This window comes from Gordonia jinghuaiqii, from assembly GCF_014041935.1.
GTDB classification, from domain to species: Bacteria; Actinomycetota; Actinomycetes; order Mycobacteriales; family Mycobacteriaceae; genus Gordonia; species Gordonia jinghuaiqii.
On record NZ_CP059491.1, the window covers coordinates 3,141,490 to 3,158,990 of the forward strand.

Annotated in this window: 16 protein-coding genes, 1 tRNA gene and 3 pseudogenes; 11 read left to right on the forward strand and 9 right to left on the reverse strand. The window is 64.5% G+C overall.

The window, feature by feature from the left end; all coding sequences use genetic code 11:
- The first annotated feature begins 3 nt into the window (after positions 1–3).
- Genes H1R19_RS13910 through H1R19_RS13920 form a run of 3 tightly spaced genes read left to right on the forward strand, consistent with a single transcriptional unit; the run spans position 4 to position 2,973 of the window.
- Entirely contained in the window at positions 4–993 is a 990-nt protein-coding gene (locus H1R19_RS13910; protein WP_188327949.1) for a branched-chain amino acid ABC transporter permease, read from the forward strand.
- Positions 986–2,164, forward strand: a complete 1,179-nt coding sequence (locus H1R19_RS13915; RefSeq protein WP_219849336.1) for an ABC transporter ATP-binding protein — start codon at positions 986–988, stop codon at positions 2,162–2,164. Before H1R19_RS13910 ends, H1R19_RS13915 begins: the two co-directional genes overlap by 8 nt.
- The gene (locus H1R19_RS13920; protein ID WP_188327947.1) at positions 2,164–2,973 is read left to right on the forward strand and encodes an ABC transporter ATP-binding protein; all 810 of its coding nucleotides are present in this window, start codon (positions 2,164–2,166) and stop codon (positions 2,971–2,973) included. The genes H1R19_RS13915 and H1R19_RS13920 overlap by 1 nt, the downstream gene beginning before the upstream one ends.
- 148 nt (positions 2,974–3,121) lie before the next feature.
- Here the strand turns inward: H1R19_RS13920 and H1R19_RS13925 are convergent, their stop codons facing one another.
- The gene (locus tag H1R19_RS13925) at positions 3,122–4,486 is read right to left on the reverse strand and encodes an ABC transporter substrate-binding protein (RefSeq protein WP_188327946.1); all 1,365 of its coding nucleotides are present in this window, start codon (positions 4,484–4,486) and stop codon (positions 3,122–3,124) included.
- Between the two features lie 165 nt (positions 4,487–4,651).
- Positions 4,652–5,275, reverse strand: a complete 624-nt coding sequence (locus H1R19_RS13930; protein WP_188327945.1) for an ANTAR domain-containing response regulator — start codon at positions 5,273–5,275, stop codon at positions 4,652–4,654.
- Between the two features lie 114 nt (positions 5,276–5,389).
- Between H1R19_RS13930 and H1R19_RS13935 the strand changes: the two genes are divergently transcribed.
- A tRNA-Leu gene (locus tag H1R19_RS13935) sits at positions 5,390–5,466 on the forward strand.
- Positions 5,467–5,797: 331 nt separating this feature from the next.
- On the opposite strand, the gene H1R19_RS13940 is transcribed toward H1R19_RS13935, so the two are convergent.
- Complete coding sequence (locus tag H1R19_RS13940; RefSeq protein WP_219849337.1) at positions 5,798–6,730, reverse strand: alpha/beta hydrolase; 933 nt, start codon at positions 6,728–6,730, stop codon at positions 5,798–5,800.
- Between the two features lie 76 nt (positions 6,731–6,806).
- Here H1R19_RS13940 and H1R19_RS13945 point away from each other — a divergent pair, with 76 nt between their 5' ends.
- Positions 6,807–7,337: a TetR/AcrR family transcriptional regulator gene (locus H1R19_RS13945; RefSeq protein WP_219849338.1), complete on the forward strand. Its 531-nt coding sequence runs from the start codon at positions 6,807–6,809 to the stop codon at positions 7,335–7,337.
- 290 nt (positions 7,338–7,627) lie between these two features.
- Here H1R19_RS13945 and H1R19_RS13950 read toward each other — a convergent pair.
- Both H1R19_RS13950 and H1R19_RS13955 read right to left on the reverse strand, forming a co-directional pair.
- Positions 7,628–7,765: pseudogene (locus tag H1R19_RS13950) on the reverse strand (succinate dehydrogenase/fumarate reductase iron-sulfur subunit); the annotation flags it as partial.
- Entirely contained in the window at positions 7,702–8,715 is a 1,014-nt protein-coding gene (locus tag H1R19_RS13955; RefSeq protein ID WP_219849339.1) for a GlxA family transcriptional regulator, read from the reverse strand. The gene H1R19_RS13955 and the pseudogene H1R19_RS13950, both read right to left, overlap by 64 nt.
- A 190-nt stretch (positions 8,716–8,905) precedes the next feature.
- On the opposite strand from H1R19_RS13955, the gene H1R19_RS13960 reads away from it, so the two are divergent.
- The gene (locus H1R19_RS13960; RefSeq protein ID WP_219849340.1) at positions 8,906–9,607 is read left to right on the forward strand and encodes an HD domain-containing protein; all 702 of its coding nucleotides are present in this window, start codon (positions 8,906–8,908) and stop codon (positions 9,605–9,607) included.
- Positions 9,608–9,717: 110 nt separating this feature from the next.
- Positions 9,718–9,945 (forward strand): annotated as a pseudogene (locus H1R19_RS23260) (M23 family metallopeptidase); the annotation flags it as partial.
- 143 nt (positions 9,946–10,088) lie between these two features.
- On the opposite strand, the gene H1R19_RS13970 reads toward H1R19_RS23260, so the two are convergent.
- Genes H1R19_RS13970 through H1R19_RS13985 form a run of 4 tightly spaced genes read right to left on the reverse strand, consistent with a single transcriptional unit; the run spans position 10,089 to position 13,976 of the window.
- Positions 10,089–10,835 carry a succinate dehydrogenase/fumarate reductase iron-sulfur subunit gene (locus H1R19_RS13970; RefSeq protein WP_188327939.1) on the reverse strand — a complete coding sequence of 249 codons (747 nt, stop codon included), beginning with the start codon at positions 10,833–10,835 and terminating at the stop codon, positions 10,089–10,091.
- Between the two features lies 1 nt (position 10,836).
- Entirely contained in the window at positions 10,837–12,810 is a 1,974-nt protein-coding gene (locus tag H1R19_RS13975; RefSeq protein WP_219849341.1) for a fumarate reductase/succinate dehydrogenase flavoprotein subunit, read from the reverse strand.
- Between the two features lie 60 nt (positions 12,811–12,870).
- Complete coding sequence (locus tag H1R19_RS13980) at positions 12,871–13,695, reverse strand: hypothetical protein (RefSeq protein WP_188327937.1); 825 nt, start codon at positions 13,693–13,695, stop codon at positions 12,871–12,873.
- Positions 13,692–13,976 carry a hypothetical protein gene (locus H1R19_RS13985; RefSeq protein ID WP_188327936.1) on the reverse strand — a complete coding sequence of 95 codons (285 nt, stop codon included), beginning with the start codon at positions 13,974–13,976 and terminating at the stop codon, positions 13,692–13,694. The genes H1R19_RS13980 and H1R19_RS13985 overlap by 4 nt, the downstream gene beginning before the upstream one ends.
- Before the next feature lie 80 nt (positions 13,977–14,056).
- Here H1R19_RS13985 and H1R19_RS13990 point away from each other — a divergent pair, with 80 nt between their 5' ends.
- From H1R19_RS13990 to H1R19_RS14005, 4 genes and pseudogenes are all read left to right on the forward strand, one after another.
- On the forward strand, positions 14,057–14,239 hold the full coding sequence (locus H1R19_RS13990; RefSeq protein ID WP_219849342.1) for an AMP-binding enzyme: 183 nt from the start codon (positions 14,057–14,059) through the stop codon (positions 14,237–14,239).
- 611 nt (positions 14,240–14,850) lie between these two features.
- A pseudogene (locus H1R19_RS13995) lies at positions 14,851–15,424 on the forward strand (pirin family protein).
- A gap of 145 nt (positions 15,425–15,569) precedes the next feature.
- On the forward strand, positions 15,570–16,346 hold the full coding sequence (gene aqpZ / locus H1R19_RS14000; protein ID WP_188327935.1) for an aquaporin Z: 777 nt from the start codon (positions 15,570–15,572) through the stop codon (positions 16,344–16,346).
- A 204-nt stretch (positions 16,347–16,550) separates the two neighbouring features.
- Entirely contained in the window at positions 16,551–17,498 is a 948-nt protein-coding gene (locus H1R19_RS14005) for a phosphate/phosphite/phosphonate ABC transporter substrate-binding protein (RefSeq protein ID WP_188327934.1), read from the forward strand.
- Positions 17,499–17,501 lie beyond the last annotated feature (3 nt).

The window sequence follows — 17,501 nt, forward strand, 5'->3', positions numbered from 1 at the left end:
CCCATGGACATCGTCTCAGCACTCCAGATCGCCATCGCACAGCTGATCGGCCCGTCGGCGATCTTCTACGCCCTGCTCGCCATCGGCCTCAACCTGCACTTCGGTTACGCCGGGCTGCTCAACTTCGGGCAGATCGGCTTCGCCCTGCTCGGCGGGTACGGGGTCGGCATCATGGCCGTCAACTACGACCAGCCGTTGTGGCTCGGCGCCATCGTCGGCATCGCCGCGGCCGGCATGCTCGCGGTGGTCCTCGGTATCCCGACTCTGCGTCTGCGCGCAGATTATCTGGCGATCGTCACCATCGCCGCGTCGGAGATCCTGCGTCTGGTCTTCCGCTCGACGTCGACGGACGACCTCACGCACTCCACCAACGGCATCTACGGGTACGCGAGCAGCTTCTTCTCGATCAGCCCGTTCGACAACGGCAAGCAGTACTCGTTCTTCGGGGTCAAGTTCCTCGGCGGCGACCTGTGGTCGATGGTGGTGGGCTGGATCGTCGTCGGACTCCTGTGCCTGATGGTGTACCTCCTGGTACACAGCCCGTGGGGGCGTGTCCTCAAGGCCGTGCGGGAGGACGAGGACGCCGCCCGCTCGCTGGGTAAGAACGCCTACTTCTACAAGATGCAGGCGCTGGTCCTCGGCGGTTGCATCGGCGGGCTCGCCGGTGTGTTCAATTCGCTTGCCACCCAATCGATCAATCCGGACTTCTACTCCACGGCGCAGACATTCTTCGCCTACGGGGCCCTCATCCTCGGCGGTGCGGCGACGGTGTTCGGGCCGGTCCTCGGCGCCATGCTGTTCTGGTTCCTGCTCGCCGTCCCCGACGCCCTGCTACGCCAGGCGACCTCGGGTGACGATCCGCTGCTGAACCTGTCGGCACAGCAGGTCGGCGCGTTCCGCTACGTCCTGCTCGGTCTGGCGATCATCCTGATGATGGTGTTCCGGCCGCAAGGACTGCTCGGGAACAAGAGGGAGGTGCAGCTCGATGCCTGATGAATCCTCGTCCCGCCGGGGCCGTCACTCGGCCGACGACGGATCGCCGACCCCGCCGACGACACCGGCCGACGGGCCCGGCACCGATCAGCCCGGGACCGATCAGCACGGCCCTGAGTTCACGCACACCAGGGCCACCCGCCGGGATCTGACGACGTTGTCGGCGGCCCGACGTCTCCAGTTGTTCGGCGAGGTGTCCCCGGTGGCCGGCTCGCCCAAGCCCGACCCGATCATCGTGGCGGACAACATCTCTCGCACCTTCGGCGGCATGAAGGCCGTCCAGGTGGATCATCTGGAGGTCCAGCGCGGGGCCATCACCGGCCTCATCGGCCCCAACGGGGCCGGTAAGACCACCTTCTTCAACCTGATCACCGGCTTCGACAAACCGGACTCGGGAACCTGGTCGCTGAACGGCGAGTCGCTGGGGCGGATGGTTCCCCATCAGGTCGCGCGTCGAGGCATGGTGCGCACGTTCCAGCTCACCAAGGCGCTGGCCAAGCTGACGGTCCTCGACAACGTCAAACTCGGCGCCACGGGCCAGCGCGGCGAGCACTTCCTGGCAGCGCTCGCGCCGTGGACGTGGCGCAAGCAGGAGGCCGAGATCACCGAGCGCGCCAACGCACTGCTCGAACGGTTCCAGCTCGGCACCAAGGCGCATGACTACGCGGGGTCGCTGTCCGGCGGCCAGCGCAAGCTGTTGGAGATGGCTCGCGCGCTGATGACCGATCCCGAGATCGTGATGCTCGATGAGCCGATGGCCGGCGTCAACCCGGCACTCACCCAGAGCCTGCTCGAACACATCAAGTCGCTGCGCGACGAAGGCGTCACGGTGGTCTTCGTCGAACACGACATGGACGTCATCCGCGACATCAGCGACTGGGTGGTGGTGATGGCGCAGGGGCAGATCATCGCCGAGTCCCTTCCGGATCGGTTGGGAGACAACGAGGCCGTCGTCGACGCCTACCTCGGTGGACACCACGATCAGGCTCTGGAGTTCGACGATCAGGGCCGTCCCGTCGGTGCCACTGCGGTACTCGCCGAGAAGGTCTCGGCGGCCATCGAGGCCACTCTGGAAGAAGGCGGCGACCTCTCCGAGGTCACCGAACTGCCGCCGACCGCTACCGGCGCCGACCCCACCTCGGAGGTCTCGACCCACAAGGAGGGCGAGTGATGAGCACAGAACCGGGCGCGGAATCGTCGACGCCCGCACAGCTCGCGGCCACCGCCGAGGAGCATCGGAAACTGGCGGGCAAGGCGCTGATGCGCGCCGACGACATCACCGCCGGTTACCTGCCGGGGATCAACATCCTCGAAGGGTGCAACTTCTACCTCGACGACGGCGAGATCGTCGGCATCATCGGCCCCAACGGCGCAGGCAAATCGACGCTGCTCAAGACGCTGTTCGGGTTGATCCCGGTGCGCAAGGGATCGGTCACCCTCCGCGGCGACGACATCACCTCGGCCAAGGCCCACGTGCTCGTCGACAAGGGGGTCGGCTACGTCCCGCAGACGCAGAACGTGTTCCCCGCGCTGACCATCGAGGAGAACCTCGAGATGGGCGTCTACCTCCGCCCCAAGACCTTCACCAAGCGTTTCGAGTTCGTCTCCGAACTGTTCCCGCTGTTGTCGGAACGCCGAAAGGTCAAGGCGGGCGCCCTGTCCGGCGGCGAACGTCAGATGGTCGCCATGGGGCGGGCGTTGATGATGGAACCCGCGGTGCTGCTGCTCGACGAGCCGTCGGCAGGCCTGTCCCCCATATTCCAGGACGAGGTCTTCATCCGCTGCAAGGCGATCAACGCCGCCGGGGTCTCGATCATCATGGTCGAGCAGAACGCTCGTCGCTGTCTGCAGATCTGCGACCGCGGCTATGTCCTCGACCAGGGCCGCAACGCCTACACCGACACCGGCCGCAACCTGGCCAACGACCCCAAGATCATCGAGCTCTACCTGGGCACCCTCGCGGGGAGTTCGGAGAAGTAGTAGCCCGCGCTCACCCTTTCCGTAGCCGCTCACCAGAAAAACGTGCGCGGGTTGCGGAATTTGTGAGCGGTACCGAACACGACAGCGAGCCACAGACTGAGGACCCTCGGCCCGGAGGCCGAGGGTCCTCTGTCTGTCGTGCGGCTGCTTACTGCGCGGCGACCGAGACGTACTTGCGCGTCGGGGTCAGCAGCTTGTTGCTGTCGTCGAACTCCAGCACTCCGTAGGAGCCGACGCTGGGCTCACCCGCGGCATTGAACGCCAGTTTGCCGGTCTTGCCGACATAGGCGATCGTCTTGCCGCTGTTGAGGAGATCCAGGCACGCCTTGTACGAGTCGCACTCCTCATCGCCGTTGGTGACGCCGATGATGTTGGCCGCGATCGTACGACCGTCGGTCGACTTGGCCGCGCTGGCCGCGAGCGCGCTCAGGACGGCGGCGTCGTAGCTCTCACCGGAGTAGTTGTAGTCGATGAGACCGGAGTCGACCTCCTTGAGCGCGGCCTGGAAATCACCGCTGGTCTGGGTGAGAGGCGTGGTGCCCTTCATACCCTTGAGCAGACCGGACCCGACTGCTTCGCCGAGCGCGTTGCCCATGTTGCCGTCGACGCCGTAGACCAGCTTGCCGTCGCTCGGGCCGATGCCGATCTCGTGCATGCGGGTGAGGATCTTCGCGCTCTCCTCGAAGCCGATGACGGCGATGCCGTCGGGGTTGAAGTTCTTCACCTGGTCGACCTCGGCGTTGAACGACTGGGCGTTCGGGTCGTAGATGATCTTCTGGATCTGATCGGCCGGCACACCTGCGGCCTCGAGATCGCGGACGGTGTTGTCGGCCAGGCCAGTGCCGTAGGGGTCGTTGAGCGCCAGGATCGACACGCGCTGGACGCCGTCTTCGGCCATGGTCTGCGAGAGTGCCTGCGCCTGCAGGACATCCGTGGGAGCGGTACGGAAGTACTGACCCTTGTCCTGGTAGCAGGTGAACTCGTCGGAGGTGTTGGCCGGCGAGAACATGACGGCACCGGCATTGGCGACCTTGTCGATGACCTTCAGCGACACCGACGACGACGCCGCGCCGATGATGACCTGGGTACCGGACGACAATTCGCGGTCTACGGTGGCGTTGGCCGTGTCGGTCGTGGTGTCGCCGGAGTCACCGGTGACCAGTTCGACCGGCTTGTCGAGCACGCCGCCGGCGGCGTTGATGTCCTTGATGGCCAGGTTGACGCCGGCGACCATGGGCGGCCCGAGGAACGCCAGCGAGCCGGTTTCGGGGAGCAGCGTGCCGATCTTCAGCGCGGCGGTACTGACCGGCCCCGGGGTGGCCTTGGGCGGGTTACAGGCCAGCTTCTGGGCCAGGCCCAGGCCCGGTGGTGCGGGGGTGGATTCGACCGCGGCACTCGATGACGCCTCGGAACCTCCGTCGGAACCCGAGTCCGAGCTGCTGCAGCCCGCGACCACCAGCGCCGCCGCCGCAGTCATGACCACCGCCCCGCTCTTCAAAAAGCGTAAGGACATCAATGTTCTCCTTGCGATTGGAGTTGCCACGAAGGCGGCGCATCAAAGATGACGCAATCAACCGCGCCTCGCTGGGAGAAAAGCTAGCGCGATCTTGTTGCCGCTGCGTAAAGACAGTGAAACTGACTTGCGCCCACGGTCATTGCGTCGAACACGGCGGTGAGATCAATTCGTCCCGAGCGTTTCCACGACGACCTGCGCAACCGCCTTCATCGTCGTCCTCCGGTCCATCGCCGCACGCTGAATCCATTTGAAGGCCTCCGGCTCCGAGAGCGCCTGCTTCTCCATGAGCAACCCCTTGGCGCGCTCGACGAGTTTGCGCGTCTCGAGGCGCTCGTTCATCGACACCACCTCGCCCTCGAGCTGCTTGAGCTCCTGATAGCGACTGACGGCCACCTCGATCGCCGGCACCAGATCGGCCTTGGTGAACGGTTTGACCAGGTAGGCCATCGCCCCGGCGTCACGCGCCTTGTCGATGAAATCCCGCTGGCTGAACGCGGTCAGCATCACCACCGGCGCCAGCCGCTTCTCGGCGATCTCGGTCGCGGCGTCGATGCCATCGCGAACCGGCATCTTGATGTCCATGATCACCAGGTCCGGCGCGAGCGACTCGGTCAGCTCGACGGCGATCTGCCCGTTGGGCGCCTCCCCCACGACGTCGTACCCCTCTTCGCGGAGCATCTCGATGAGGTCCATGCGGATCAACGAGTCGTCCTCGGCCACCAGCACCCGATGTGTCTTCGTGGTCTCACCCGCCGTAGTTGTGGCACTGTCGGTCACCGTCACCATCCCCTCCTCCACGACCCCGCACACTATGTCTCGGTTGATCCGAAGAGTACCGGTTGGCAGGCGCATCGGCCGATCATCTAGAGTTGGCTCCTGCACGGGGCAACCCGAGCACTGGCCCCCGTAGCCCAATTGGCAGAGGCAACGGATTCAAAACCCGTCCAGTGTCAGTTCGAGTCTGACCGGGGGCACCAAAACACGCAGGTCGCAGGTTTGCTTAGACCGCTGAAAGCGACGATATCCAGCCGATACGCAGTGGGTACGCAGAGTCTCGGCAAGCAACGCTTCCGAGGCGAACAGATGAGCGATTCAGCGAGCGGCAATACCTCGCGGCGACTACCCTGCGCGGGCCGGAAACGTCCGGGAAATCACCGCACAGCACGTGGTAGGTAGACAACAGAGGCGACGTCGTCACGCTGCGGCTCAACTCTTTTCGTCACCAACGACGAGACCGTACCCCAATCGCACACTCGGGACGTAGGGCCTCTGAGCCCCCCAAGGGCAGGTCGGCAACACCTGTACCTCTCACGCCTGTCGAGACCTGACGGGCACGGTCTCAACCAAGAACTTGAGTTGGTCGGTGACCACGCCGGGAAAGGCGGGCTCGACGTAGGGATCGAAGTGGCCGCATTCATAACGCAGCAGCGTCGACTCGGGGATGGCGCGGGCGACCTTCACTGCCGCCGCGGCCGGCGCGATATTATCCGACAACGCCACCTGGATCAGCACCGGGCAGCAGATCTTTCGGGCAGTTCGAGCAGGAGAGTAAAGCCCGATCTTCACCAGGATCCGCGCGGCCACGGTCTCCGGGTAATCCCCACGCCGAATGCTCGAGTCTGCAATCAGCCGCTCGAACGCGGCCAGCGCGCCCGGGGCAGCGAGGGCTGCCACGGCGTTTTCGGGCCCGACCGCCGCGACGTATCGAGGCGGTCGCCGAAGGAAGGATCCGACGAGGTCGGCCAGACCTACCGGCGCCAGTCGCAGAACTTGCCGCAGACCCGTGGCGCGCACCGCCGCCGGCCCACTGACGTGGGGAACCTGAGTGATGACCGCCGCCAATCGCTCACCATGGCCGGCCAACGTCAACACATGACCTCCGGCAAACGACGTGCCCCAAGCAACGACACGTTCGGCATCGGCGAACTGCAGGGAACGGGCAAACCTGATGGCGGCTCGCCAGTCGTCGAGTTGCGATCGGACATCAAGCAATTGGCGTGGCTCACCCTCGCTGTCGCCGAAATAGCGGTAGTCGAACAAGACCACGGCGTATCCCGCGGTCGCGAAATGTTCCGCGTAGGCCGGCAACCGAAGCCCCCGCGTCGCGGCGAAGCCATGAGCCATGACGACCACCGGCACCGGGCCCAGCGGTGCGCTCGGTCGATACACCGTCGCGGCGCACCTGACCCCGTCGCTCGAGAAGAACTCTTCAGTCTGGGTGTACTGGTTGCCGCTCGACACGGTCGCCCCCTGTTTTCTTGATTGATATTCAAGGAATGTAGCGCCTTCTTGAACGCAGATCAAGTAAAGTGGTGTTATGCCCGCCAATCGTCGTCCACGAGCACGGGCAGAAAAGCGCGACGAGATCGTCACCTCCGCTCGCCGACTCTTTGTCGACAACGGCTACGACGACACGACGCTGAGCAAGATCGCCGCCGATGCCCGAGTCACCGCGAACACCGTCTACTGGTACTTCCCCGACAAGGACCATCTACTGGTGGCCGTCCTGGAAGAACTGCTCATCGAGGCATTGGCGCGCTACGAACCGATGGCGCAGCGTCCGCTGGCGGACAAGATCATGTTCGTGCTCGAAGAGTTGTCCGCAATGCGCAACCTTGTCGACACAGTCCATTCGCGCCGCGCCGCCTCGCCAATAATAGATCGATGGCACAGCAACTTCCACGCGATGGCAGATGCACTCACCCGCGCCGATCTCCCGCCCGATGATGCGCAACCGGCGAGCCACATCATCGCGTTCGTGGTCGAAGGTCTACTCACACATCCCGGCGACGAAGCAGAGCAACGGGCAATCATCGACCTACTCGTCGACCGCATCACCCAGCGCTGATCGCCGGGCTCGGGCCCTTCGACGCGGAGGATCCTCCCGGGTATGTCGTAGCGCTCTACGACCTGTACCCGCGGACCCCGACCTGGGCGCAGGCCGCGATCGTTCATTCCGCCGCCGCAGACGAACCCGCCGCGGTCCACCAACGACGCAAAACCGCCCTTGCCGCCGCTGCCCGGCGCGCTTTTCTGCACACCGTGACCGGCTCCTTGCCCCGACCGCGACCGTGGCCCGCGACGGGACCTCCATGGTGGCCGGGCGCCATCGGTCCGGTCGACGCCTGTCGACGACCACCTTCGAAAGAGCTTGTTACCCAACAACACCAGCGGGTCGTACTTGCGATCGACCACCCTCTCTTTCATCGGGATCAGCGCGTTGTCGGTGATCTTGATGTTCGGGCACACGTCGGTGCAGCACTTGGTGATGGTGCATTCGCGACGGCAGACTGACTGAATGCCCTCCGGTACGCGGTGGGCGTGGTACCAACCGCCTCTCGGAACCGCGCGCGTAGGTTGGTGGCGCTGCCGAGGCCACACCGACTGGCCACCTGTTCAACGGTGTGGTCGGTCTTCTCGAGAAGTTCCCTGGCTCGGTTGACACGCGCAGCCAACAGCCACCGGTGTGGACTGACTCCGGTCTCCGCGCGCCAGAGGCGGGTGAGGGTCCGACTTGAGACCCCGGCATGCTGCGCCAGACTGTCGAGGGTCAGCGGTTCGCCGAGACGACTCGCCGCCCACTCCCTGGTTGCGGCCAGAGTTGTCGCACTGGGGTCGGGAAGCGGTCTGGTGATGTACTGAGCCTGACCTCCGTCGCGATGCGGCGCTGCCACGAGTTCACGGGCGATGGTGTTGGCGACATGCGCACCAAGATCGTTGCGCACCATATGCATACATAAATCTATCCCGGCGGTGACGCCCGCGGAGGTGAGTATCGGGGTGTCATCGATGTAGAGCACCTCGCGGTCTACGGTGATTCCGGGAAACAGCTCCTCGAGCTCGTCAGCGCTGGCCCAGTGTGTGGTGACGGTGCGACCGTCCAGCAGACCAGCGGCAGCCAGTGCGAACGCTCCGGTACAGATGGACGCAATCCTGGCCCCCCGACGTGCCGCTCTGTTCAATGCCTCCGACACTGCCGCCGGCGGTGGCAGCCGATAGTCGCGGTAACCCGGAATGATTATTGTCCCAGCGTGATCGAGCTCCTCCAGGCCCGCCGTCACACCGATCGTGAAACCCGTGCTCGTCCTGACCGCCCCTGGCGTAATGCCGCAAATACTCAAGGCGTAGGGCGTATCCGGGCGTGGGTTGAAGATCTGCGTCGGAATTCCGAGATCGATGGGCAACACCGACTCAAGTGCCAACACGGTCACCCGATGAACATTCATGGCCCATATATTACGACCATGGTCTTACCGGCCACTGGCGAACGGCGCGCGCTCGGCGCACAGTCGGAGGGTCACACAGAACGAAAAGGGCGCCAGTGAGCCCACGCGTCGACGCGCTGCGCGGCCGGCCAGATGCCCTGGACGCGCCAAAGCGACATCGCCCCCTCCACCGACAGCGAAGGACCCCCGCATGACCGAGTCATCCACCACTGCGACCGACGCTCTTGACCCAACCGAATGGAACCTTCCGGATTCCGAAATATGCTCAGCAGCACTCCATTTGGTGAACACCACTTCTTCTTCACCCCTCTCCAACCACTGCGTCCGGAGCTATGTGTTCGGACGCGAGATCGCCGCTGCGTGGGGTTTACAGGGCGGCGTCGATTACGACGATGAAACGCTCTACCTCGCATGTCTCCTGCACGACCTCGGTCTCACCGACTATGGAAGCGGGGATCAACGATTCGAGATCGAAGGCGCCGACGCCGCAGCACGGTTCTTACGCGAACACGGCGGCGTTGACGATCAGGTGATCACCACGATCTGGCAGTCCATCGCACTCCACAGCAGCCTTGGTCTGGGACACCGCTTTGGCACCGTACAGGCGATCTCGACCGCGGGGATCTCCTTCGACGTCGACGGAATGGGCATGGAAAACCACTCACCAGATTTCATCGAACGCGTCACCACCACCTGGCCCCGTCACGGTCTGGGCCACGCACTCGGGGACGCAATAGCCCGCGATATCCGGGAACACCCGCACAACCCGATGAAAGCGCCACCGTTCACCTTGCCCGGCCACCTCAACGAGGCGCTCAACGGAGCACCTGCCATCGTGTTCGCCGACGTCGTCGCCAACGCAGCCTGGGGCGACCGATCCGAGGACAAGTAGCTGGCCGCTTTGGGCGCAAGCGAGGTCGGCCGACGACTGGAAGCTGCGGGAAAGCACGACTGCGTCATGCAATACTCGCGACCGAGGGAGCGATCAGAGGCGTGCGGTGGATGTCGTTGCCGGCGACCGAGCGGCACGCTCTCACCGTGCGTGCGCGGACAGGTTGGGTGGCGCTTGCCGGGAACCATGTGTTCATCGAAGCCGGTGGCGTCGTGGTTGCCCTCTGTCGTCTCCGGCAAGGCGGTCTGCTGGTCCGGCCCGGACAGCGGGTACGGGTCGGTGACGTGCTCGGTCACTGCGGTAATTCAGGCAACAGCACGGAGCCGCACGTCCATGTGCGGGCGATCGACAACCGCGACGTGGAGCGCGCCTCCGCGGTGCCTCTGACGTTCAGCGGTTCGTTGCCACGTAACGGGGGAGGTCGTCGACGTCAGCGAGTGGTGACGTCACATCCAGGACCCGGCGTCACCACTCGGACCCCCTACCTTCGAAAGAGCTTGTTACCCAACCACACCAGCGGATCGTACTTGCGATCGACCACCCGCTCCTTCATCGGGATGAGCGCGTTGTCGGTGATCTTGATGTTCTCGGGACACACGTCGGAACAGCACTTGGTGATGTTGCACAGCCCCAGGCCGTGCTCGGACTGCGCGGTGTCGGGCCGTTCGGCGACGTCGAGGGGATGCATGTCGAGTTCCGCGATCCGCATCAGGTAGCGGGGTCCGGCGAAGACCTCCTTGTTCTCCTCGTGATCGCGGACCACGTGGCAGGTGTTCTGGCACAGGAAGCATTCGATGCACTTGCGGAACTCCTGCGACCGCGCCACGTCGACCTGTTTCATCCGGTACTCCCCCGGCTTCAACCCTTCCGGCGGCGTGAACGACTGGATCTCCCGTGCTTTCGCGTAGTTGAACGAGACGTCGGTGACCAGATCGCGGATCACGGGGAAGGTACGCATCGGGGTCACCGTGATGACCTCGTCCTCGGTGAAGGTCGACATCCTCGTCATGCACAACAGTTTCGGGCGGCCGTTGACCTCCGCCGAGCAGGAGCCGCACTTGCCTGCCTTGCAGTTCCAGCGCACGGCCAGGTCGGGGGTCTGGGTCGCCTGCAGCCGGTGGAGGATGTCGAGCACCACCTCACCGTCGTTGGCGACCACGGTGTAGTCCTTGAGTTCACCGGCGTCGGTGTCGCCGCGCCAGATTCGGAACTTCGCGTCGTATCCCATGTCAGTCCTCCGAATGTCCCTCGGCTCGCTCGCCTCCGGCGCCGGGATGGCCGGCGATCTCGGCTGCGGCGCCGGGATGGCCGGCGATCTCGGCTGCGGTGTAGTACTTTTCGACCTCCTGGAACTCGAACAGCTCCATCAGGTCCGGCCGCATCGGGGTCTGCTCCTCCCTGACCACCGTCACCTCGGGGACCGGTGAATCGTCGCCCAGATCCGCGGTGCACACCAGCAGGGAGTTGCGCCAGGCCGAATCCATCGACGGATGGTCGTCGCGGGTATGACCGCCACGGCTCTCCGTCCGCATGAGCGCGGCCTTCGCGACACACTCACAGACCAGCAGCATGTTCCGCAGGTCGATCGCCAGATGCCAGCCGGGATTGAACTGCCGGTGCCCCTCCACCTGCATGCCGCCCAGTCGATTTCGCAGGTCGGCGAGAAGGGTGATCGCCTCCTGCATCTCCTCCTCCTTGCGGATGATTCCCACGAGGTCGTTCATCGTCTGTTGCAGGTCGGTGTACAGCGTGTAGGGATTCTCCGGCGTGCCGCCGGCGGGTGGATCGAACGGCGCCAGCGCGAACGACGCCGCCCGGTCGATGTCGTCGGGTGAGATCCCGGGCCGGGTGTGCAGCGATCCCACATACGACGCCGCACCCAGCCCGGCGCGGCGCCCGAACACCAGCAGGTCGGACAATGAGTTGCCGCCCAAACGGTTCGATCCATGCATGCCGCCGGAGCACTCACCCGCCGCGAACAGGCCCGGCACGCGCGACACCCCGGTGTCCGGATCGACCTCGATCCCGCCCATGACGTAATGGCAGGTGGGACCGACCTCCATGGGCTCTGCGGTGATGTCGACGTCGGCGAGCTCTTTGAACTGGTGATGCATCGACGGCAGACGACGCATGATCTCCTCGGCGGGCATGCGGGAGGCGATGTCGAGGTAGACACCCCCGTGCTCGGTGCCGCGGCCGGCCTTGACCTCTTCGTTGATCGCCCGCGCGACCTCGTCGCGTGGCAGCAGGTCGGGTGTCCGACGGGCGCTGTCGTTGTCGGCCAACCACTTGTCGGCCTCGTCCTCGGTCTCGGCGTACTGGCCCTTGAACACCGGCGGGATGTAATCGAACATGAAGCGCTTGCCCTCGGTGTTCTTCAGGACGCCGCCGTCTCCTCGGACACCTTCGGTCACCAGGATCCCTTTGACACTGGGCGGCCACACCATGCCGGTCGGGTGGAACTGGATGAACTCCATGTTGATCAGGCTCGCCCCGGCGCGCAGCGCGAGAGCGTGCCCGTCACCGGTGTACTCCCACGAGTTGGACGTGACCTTGAACGACTTGCCGATGCCACCGGTCGCAATCACCACCGCCGGGGCCTCGAACACGACGAAACGGCCGGACTCGCGCCAGTACCCGAACGCCCCGGCGATGGCGTCGCCGTCTTTGAGCAGCTCGGTGATGGTGCATTCGGCGAACACCTTGATGCGTGACTCGTAGTCGCCGGTGGCGGCGTAGTCCTCCTGCTGCAACGACACGATCTTCTGTTGCATCGTCCGGATCAGTTCCAGACCTGTCCGGTCGCCGACGTGCGCGAGCCGCGGGTAGGTGTGCCCTCCGAAGTTGCGCTGCGCGATACGTCCGTCGTCGGTTCGATCGAACAGCGCCCCATAGGTTTCCAGTTCCCAGACCCGGTCCGGCGCTTCTCTGGCGTGGAGTTCCGCCATCCGCCAGTTGTTCAGGAACTTGCCGCCACGCATCGTGTCCTGGAAGTGCGTCTGCCAGTTGTCCTTCGAGTTGGCGTTACCCATCGACGCCGCGCACCCGCCCTCGGCCATCACCGTGTGGGCCTTACCGAACAGCGACTTGCACACCACCGCCACGGAATAGCCCTTCTCGCGCGCCTCGATGACCGCCCGCAAACCGGCACCGCCCGCGCCGATGACGACAACGTCGAATGTGTAGCGTTCCGGCTCGGTCATCCAGCGCGACTCCTCACGTGACATCAGTTGCGCAACAGGCGTTGCGAACTCAACGAGCGATCAACCCACGAACCTCAGATCCGAGATCGTGCCGCTGGCCACCAACATGATGTAGAAATCGGTGAGCACCAACGTGCCGAGAGTTATCCAGGCGAACTGCATGTGTCGGGTGTTGAGCTTCGAGATCTGGGTCCACATCCAGTACCGAACCGGATGAGCCGAGAAGTGCTTGAGACGACCACCGGTGACATGACGACACGAATGACACGACACCGTGTACGTCCACAGCAGCAGTACGTTCACCACCAGGATCACGTTGCCGAGCCCGAAGCCGAAGCCGCCGCCCTTCCCATGGAACGCGAGGATGGCGTCGTAGGTGTTGATCAACGAGATGACCACTGCCGCATAGAAAAAGTACCGATGCGAGTTCTGAATGATCAGCGGCAGTCGGGTCTCGCCCGTGTACCGCGCGTGGGGTTCGGCCACCGCGCACGCCGGCGGGGAGAACCAGATCGACCGGTAATAGGCCTTGCGGTAGTAGTAGCAGGTCACCCGGAAGCCGAGCAGAAACGGCAACGACAGAAACGCGAGTGGAATCCACATCGGGAGTTCGGGGAACGGGGTGCCGAAATGACTCGACCCCGGTACACACGACTCGCTCAGGCACGGCGAGTAGAACGGCGTCAGGTAGTGGTAGTCCGCGACATAGTAGGCGGTGCGGACAAACGACCGCACCGTCGCATAGATGATGAACGCCGCCAGACCGAGCGCGGTCAGCAGCGGCGACAACCACCATCTGTCCTGTCGTAGGGTTCGCGCAAGGATGCGCGCCCGTCCCGGAGAATCGACTCCGGCGCTCTCCCGCTCAGTCGCGGGGGCGCTCACTTCGTTCGCTCACGCGAGTGGAAGCCCAGCCCTTCGTCTTGCGCGCCGAGCCATGCCGACTCGTCCGACTTGCTGTCCGGAACGTAGACCACGTCGCCGCGCGCCTTGACCTTCAGCAGCGGTGGCGGCGCATGTTCGAAGTCGTGCAGGTCGATCTCGAGCCGGTCGAGGTCGTTGGTCATCCGGCGAACGGCGTCCACGTCGCCGTATTGCGACTTCAGCGTGACGATGTGATGCCGCAACGCCACGATGCTGCGATGGAGCTCTTTCATCTCGGCCATATCACGGCACTCCCTCCGAGCGTTAGTGATATGCAACACAGTACTGGCAGGAGGTGGCCAGTCAACGGTTTTGACCGAACGTGTCGGGCAACCGGCGAGCCGCCGGATTCAACGTCTACTCCATCGAGGTGGAGCAGGCACTGCTGGCACATCCCGACATCCAGGACTGTGCGGTCATCGGCTGCCCCGACGACAAGTGGGACGAGCTGTCGAAGCCGTCGTACAGCCACGAAGTGGGAGATCCCCCGACCCGGAGTACGTGATCGCCTTCGTCAAGGCACGGATCGGCAGCCTCCAGACACGGAGGTGGTGCACGGGTGGCCCGACCACCGACGCTCGAAGGAGGGCAAGGTAGTCAGACCCGAGGTGAAAGTGCAGCTGTCGGCGCAGCCTTGATGGGCCAACGGTCCACGTTCGAAAAGGGGCTTCCGATGGTCGTCGCGAATGCCGTGCACCTGCTCGGGTGACGGGTACTCGACGGTCCCGGAACAGCTCCTGCGCCGTGGTTGACGGGGCCAGGCAAACTCTGCGCGCCCACCAGAACGCGACGGGCGTACGATGCCCGGGCCCCAGAGGTACGAGATTCGGGAATCCAGACCTTGTGCTGCACAAACGGTTTGACGACCATTCGTCCGTCCAGACCAAGTCGGCAAGTCGAACCGAACGCCGCGAGAATCGCGGACGTCGTCTGAGCGTCTCAACCCAGGAGGCCTTGTGCGCTACATTCTCGTCACCATCACGGGAACCCGGCGACACTTTCGTGAGCCTCCATCACCTCGCACTCGGGGGTGCGGTGTTGTGCAGTGTCAGCGACTCGGAATAGCCACTGCTGCCCGCCGGTTGATGCGGCGGGGTTCGTAGAGCGGAGAATACGATGGCGACGAAAGCACCGACCCGGCAGATCATCCGATCGGACGATCGCCACGTGTGGCGCAGCGAATGGCTCGACTCACGACAGTCATTCCCGGCAACCGGGAACTTCGACCTCGCTGCCAACGCCCACGGAGTGCTGTTGGTACACAACGACGATCGGGTTGATGCCGGTGAAGGATTCGACGCACATTTCCATCGAGACGCCGAGATCGTGACCTGGGTATTGGACGGTGCGGTACGACATCGTGATTCGTCCGGACATTCCGGACTGATCACACCGGGCGTCGTCCAGCGCATGTCCGCGGGTCGCGGAATCACGCACACCGAGGTCAATGCGTCGACGCGTCGGGAAGACCAGACACTGCGGGTGGTGCAGATGTGGGTCGCACCGGAATACGCCGGCAGCACCGTTCGGACACCCCTACACGGCGAAGGGCAAGATCACCCTCGCCGACGGCACCATCCTGTCCGAGGGCGATGCGGTCCGGACTACCGACAGCGCAGAGTTCTCCGTTACCACGGAGAACGGTGCGGAGGTCCTCTTCTGGGAGATGGACACCACCTTCGGCAGGTGACAACAGCCCTGCAGCACTTCTTCATCAGCCTGCAGAATATTCGCCATACCGCTTCATGCTGGGCCCCTTCGGCGTTACTGTGTGACGCAACCGAGGCCGGAAGGCGCGCGCGTGCGCCGCCAGCACACCGAGCGAGAGGTTCTCCATGACATCCCCGTCGCCTGCCGCACGACTCGCGGCCGAGTTCTTCGGCACCTTCTGGTTGGTCTTCGGCGGTTGCGGCAGCGCCATCTTCGCCGCCAAACAGATCGCCCAGTCCGACGACGGCCAGAACACCTTCCAGGTCGGCATCGGTTTCCTCGGCGTCTCACTGGCGTTCGGTCTGACGGTGGTCACCATGGCCTACGCGGTGGGCCACGTGTCCGGTGGACATTTCAACCCGGCGATCACTCTAGGGGCGGCGATCAGCGGCCGCTTCGCCTGGAAGGAACTACCCGGGTACTGGATCTCACAGGTGGTGGGCGGTCTGGCCGCGGGCCTGATGCTGTTCCTCATTGCCAAGGGACGGCCCGATTTCGTCGCCGAGGGCAACATGGCCGCCAACGGTTTCGGCGAACACTCCCCGAGTGACTACTCGCTCGTGTCGGTCCTCATCGCGGAGATCCTGCTCACCGCCTTCTTCCTCATGGTCGTACTCGGCGCGACCGACGGGCGCGCGCCGGCGGGGTTCGGTCCGCTCGCCATCGGCCTGTGCCTCACACTCATCCACCTGATCTCCATCCCGATCAGCAACACTTCCGTCAACCCGGCACGGTCGACCGCGGTCGCCTTCTTCAACGGCAACGGCGCACCCGGCCAGCTCTGGGCGTTCTGGGTCGCGCCCCTGGTCGGTGGCCTCATCGGCGGCCTTCTCTACCCGCTGCTGTTCGAGAACGGTAAGTTCGCGTCCCGCTCGTCGCGGAACGAGACCGCCGACGCCTGAACACAACCTGTCTACATACCTAGACATGTTCCGGGTGCCTTCATCCCGATGACAGGCCTCGGTCGACAACCGTTCACATAACAAACGAACCCTGAGGGGCGTGCTCGCGAAGCAATCGATTGTGTTCGGCGAGAACCGGTTTCCGAGCACACGGTTACCCCGACCGTCCTGGTCGTGGCCATCCATTGCCTCGAAAGGCCCCTCATGCGCGCCCCCAGCATCAAAACCCTGCTGTCCGTCGCCGTCGCCGGCACACTCTCGGCCGCCGCACTGACCGGTTGTTCCTCGACCGGTTCGGCTTCCACCGGCTGGGCCAAATCCGCGGACACTCTCGTCTTTGCCTCCGTCCCTGACAAAGCCGGCTCCGACGCGAACTGGAAACCACTGCAGAACTACCTGGCCGAGACCACCGGTTACGACGTCGAGTACTACCCCACCAGCGACTACACCGCGTTGATCGCGGCGCTCGTCGCCGGCAAGGCCGACATCGGCGTCATGGGTGGCCTCCAGTACGTGATGGCCACCAACAAGGGCGCCGAGATCGAGCCGGTCGCCGCAAGCCTGATCTCACCGGATGCGGAGGATGCGGGGTACTTCTCGGAAGCCATCGTCGCGACGGACTCCACCATCAGCTCACTCGCCGAGGCGAAGGGCAAGTCGATCTGCTTCGTCGACCCGAACTCGACGTCGGGGTTCCTTTTCGGTCTCAATGCCCTGTCCAAGGCCGGTCTCGATGTGACATCGACAGGAGCCGATGCCAACGGCCGCCCGACCTTCGCCGACTTCACCCCGTTCTTCGCCGGCAGCCACGACAAGGCGACCCAGGCCGTGGCCTCCAGTCAGTGCGAGGTGGGCTTCGCCGAGGACGTCGTGGCCGCGGAGGCCGTCGAGAAGGGCCAGGTCAAGGTCATCGGCCGGGAGTACGTACCGGGCGGACCGTTCACCGTCTCGTCGACGCTGCCCGCGGAGGCCAAGACGAAGGTCACCGACGCCCTGCGCAGTGCCACGGTGGAGGCCATCGCAGAGTCGGGTGTGCCCCTGACCGACGGTTTCACGTCCAGCTACTTCGGTGTACTGGAGGTCGACAAGGAGTACTTCACCCCGATCAGCGACCTCTGCACGAACATCGCCGCCGCGAAGTGCGCGTCCTGACCC

Bases quoted from the DNA above. Each gene is read 5' to 3' on its own strand.
- H1R19_RS13910 (WP_188327949.1), top strand. From the start codon at position 4: ATGGACATCGTCTCAGCACTCCAGATCGCCATCGCACAGCTGATCGGC.
- H1R19_RS13915 (WP_219849336.1), top strand. From the start codon at position 986: ATGCCTGATGAATCCTCGTCCCGCCGGGGCCGTCACTCGGCCGACGAC.
- H1R19_RS13920 (WP_188327947.1), top strand. From the start codon at position 2,164: ATGAGCACAGAACCGGGCGCGGAATCGTCGACGCCCGCACAGCTCGCG.
- H1R19_RS13925 (WP_188327946.1), bottom strand. From the start codon at position 4,486: ATGTCCTTACGCTTTTTGAAGAGCGGGGCGGTGGTCATGACTGCGGCG.
- H1R19_RS13930 (WP_188327945.1), bottom strand. From the start codon at position 5,275: ATGGTGACGGTGACCGACAGTGCCACAACTACGGCGGGTGAGACCACG.
- H1R19_RS13945 (WP_219849338.1), top strand. From the start codon at position 6,807: ATGCCCGCCAATCGTCGTCCACGAGCACGGGCAGAAAAGCGCGACGAG.
- H1R19_RS13955 (WP_219849339.1), bottom strand. From the start codon at position 8,715: ATGAATGTTCATCGGGTGACCGTGTTGGCACTTGAGTCGGTGTTGCCC.
- H1R19_RS13960 (WP_219849340.1), top strand. From the start codon at position 8,906: ATGACCGAGTCATCCACCACTGCGACCGACGCTCTTGACCCAACCGAA.
- H1R19_RS13970 (WP_188327939.1), bottom strand. From the start codon at position 10,835: ATGGGATACGACGCGAAGTTCCGAATCTGGCGCGGCGACACCGACGCC.
- H1R19_RS13975 (WP_219849341.1), bottom strand. From the start codon at position 12,810: ATGACCGAGCCGGAACGCTACACATTCGACGTTGTCGTCATCGGCGCG.
- H1R19_RS13985 (WP_188327936.1), bottom strand. From the start codon at position 13,976: ATGGCCGAGATGAAAGAGCTCCATCGCAGCATCGTGGCGTTGCGGCAT.
- aqpZ (WP_188327935.1), top strand. From the start codon at position 15,570: ATGACATCCCCGTCGCCTGCCGCACGACTCGCGGCCGAGTTCTTCGGC.
- H1R19_RS14005 (WP_188327934.1), top strand. From the start codon at position 16,551: ATGCGCGCCCCCAGCATCAAAACCCTGCTGTCCGTCGCCGTCGCCGGC.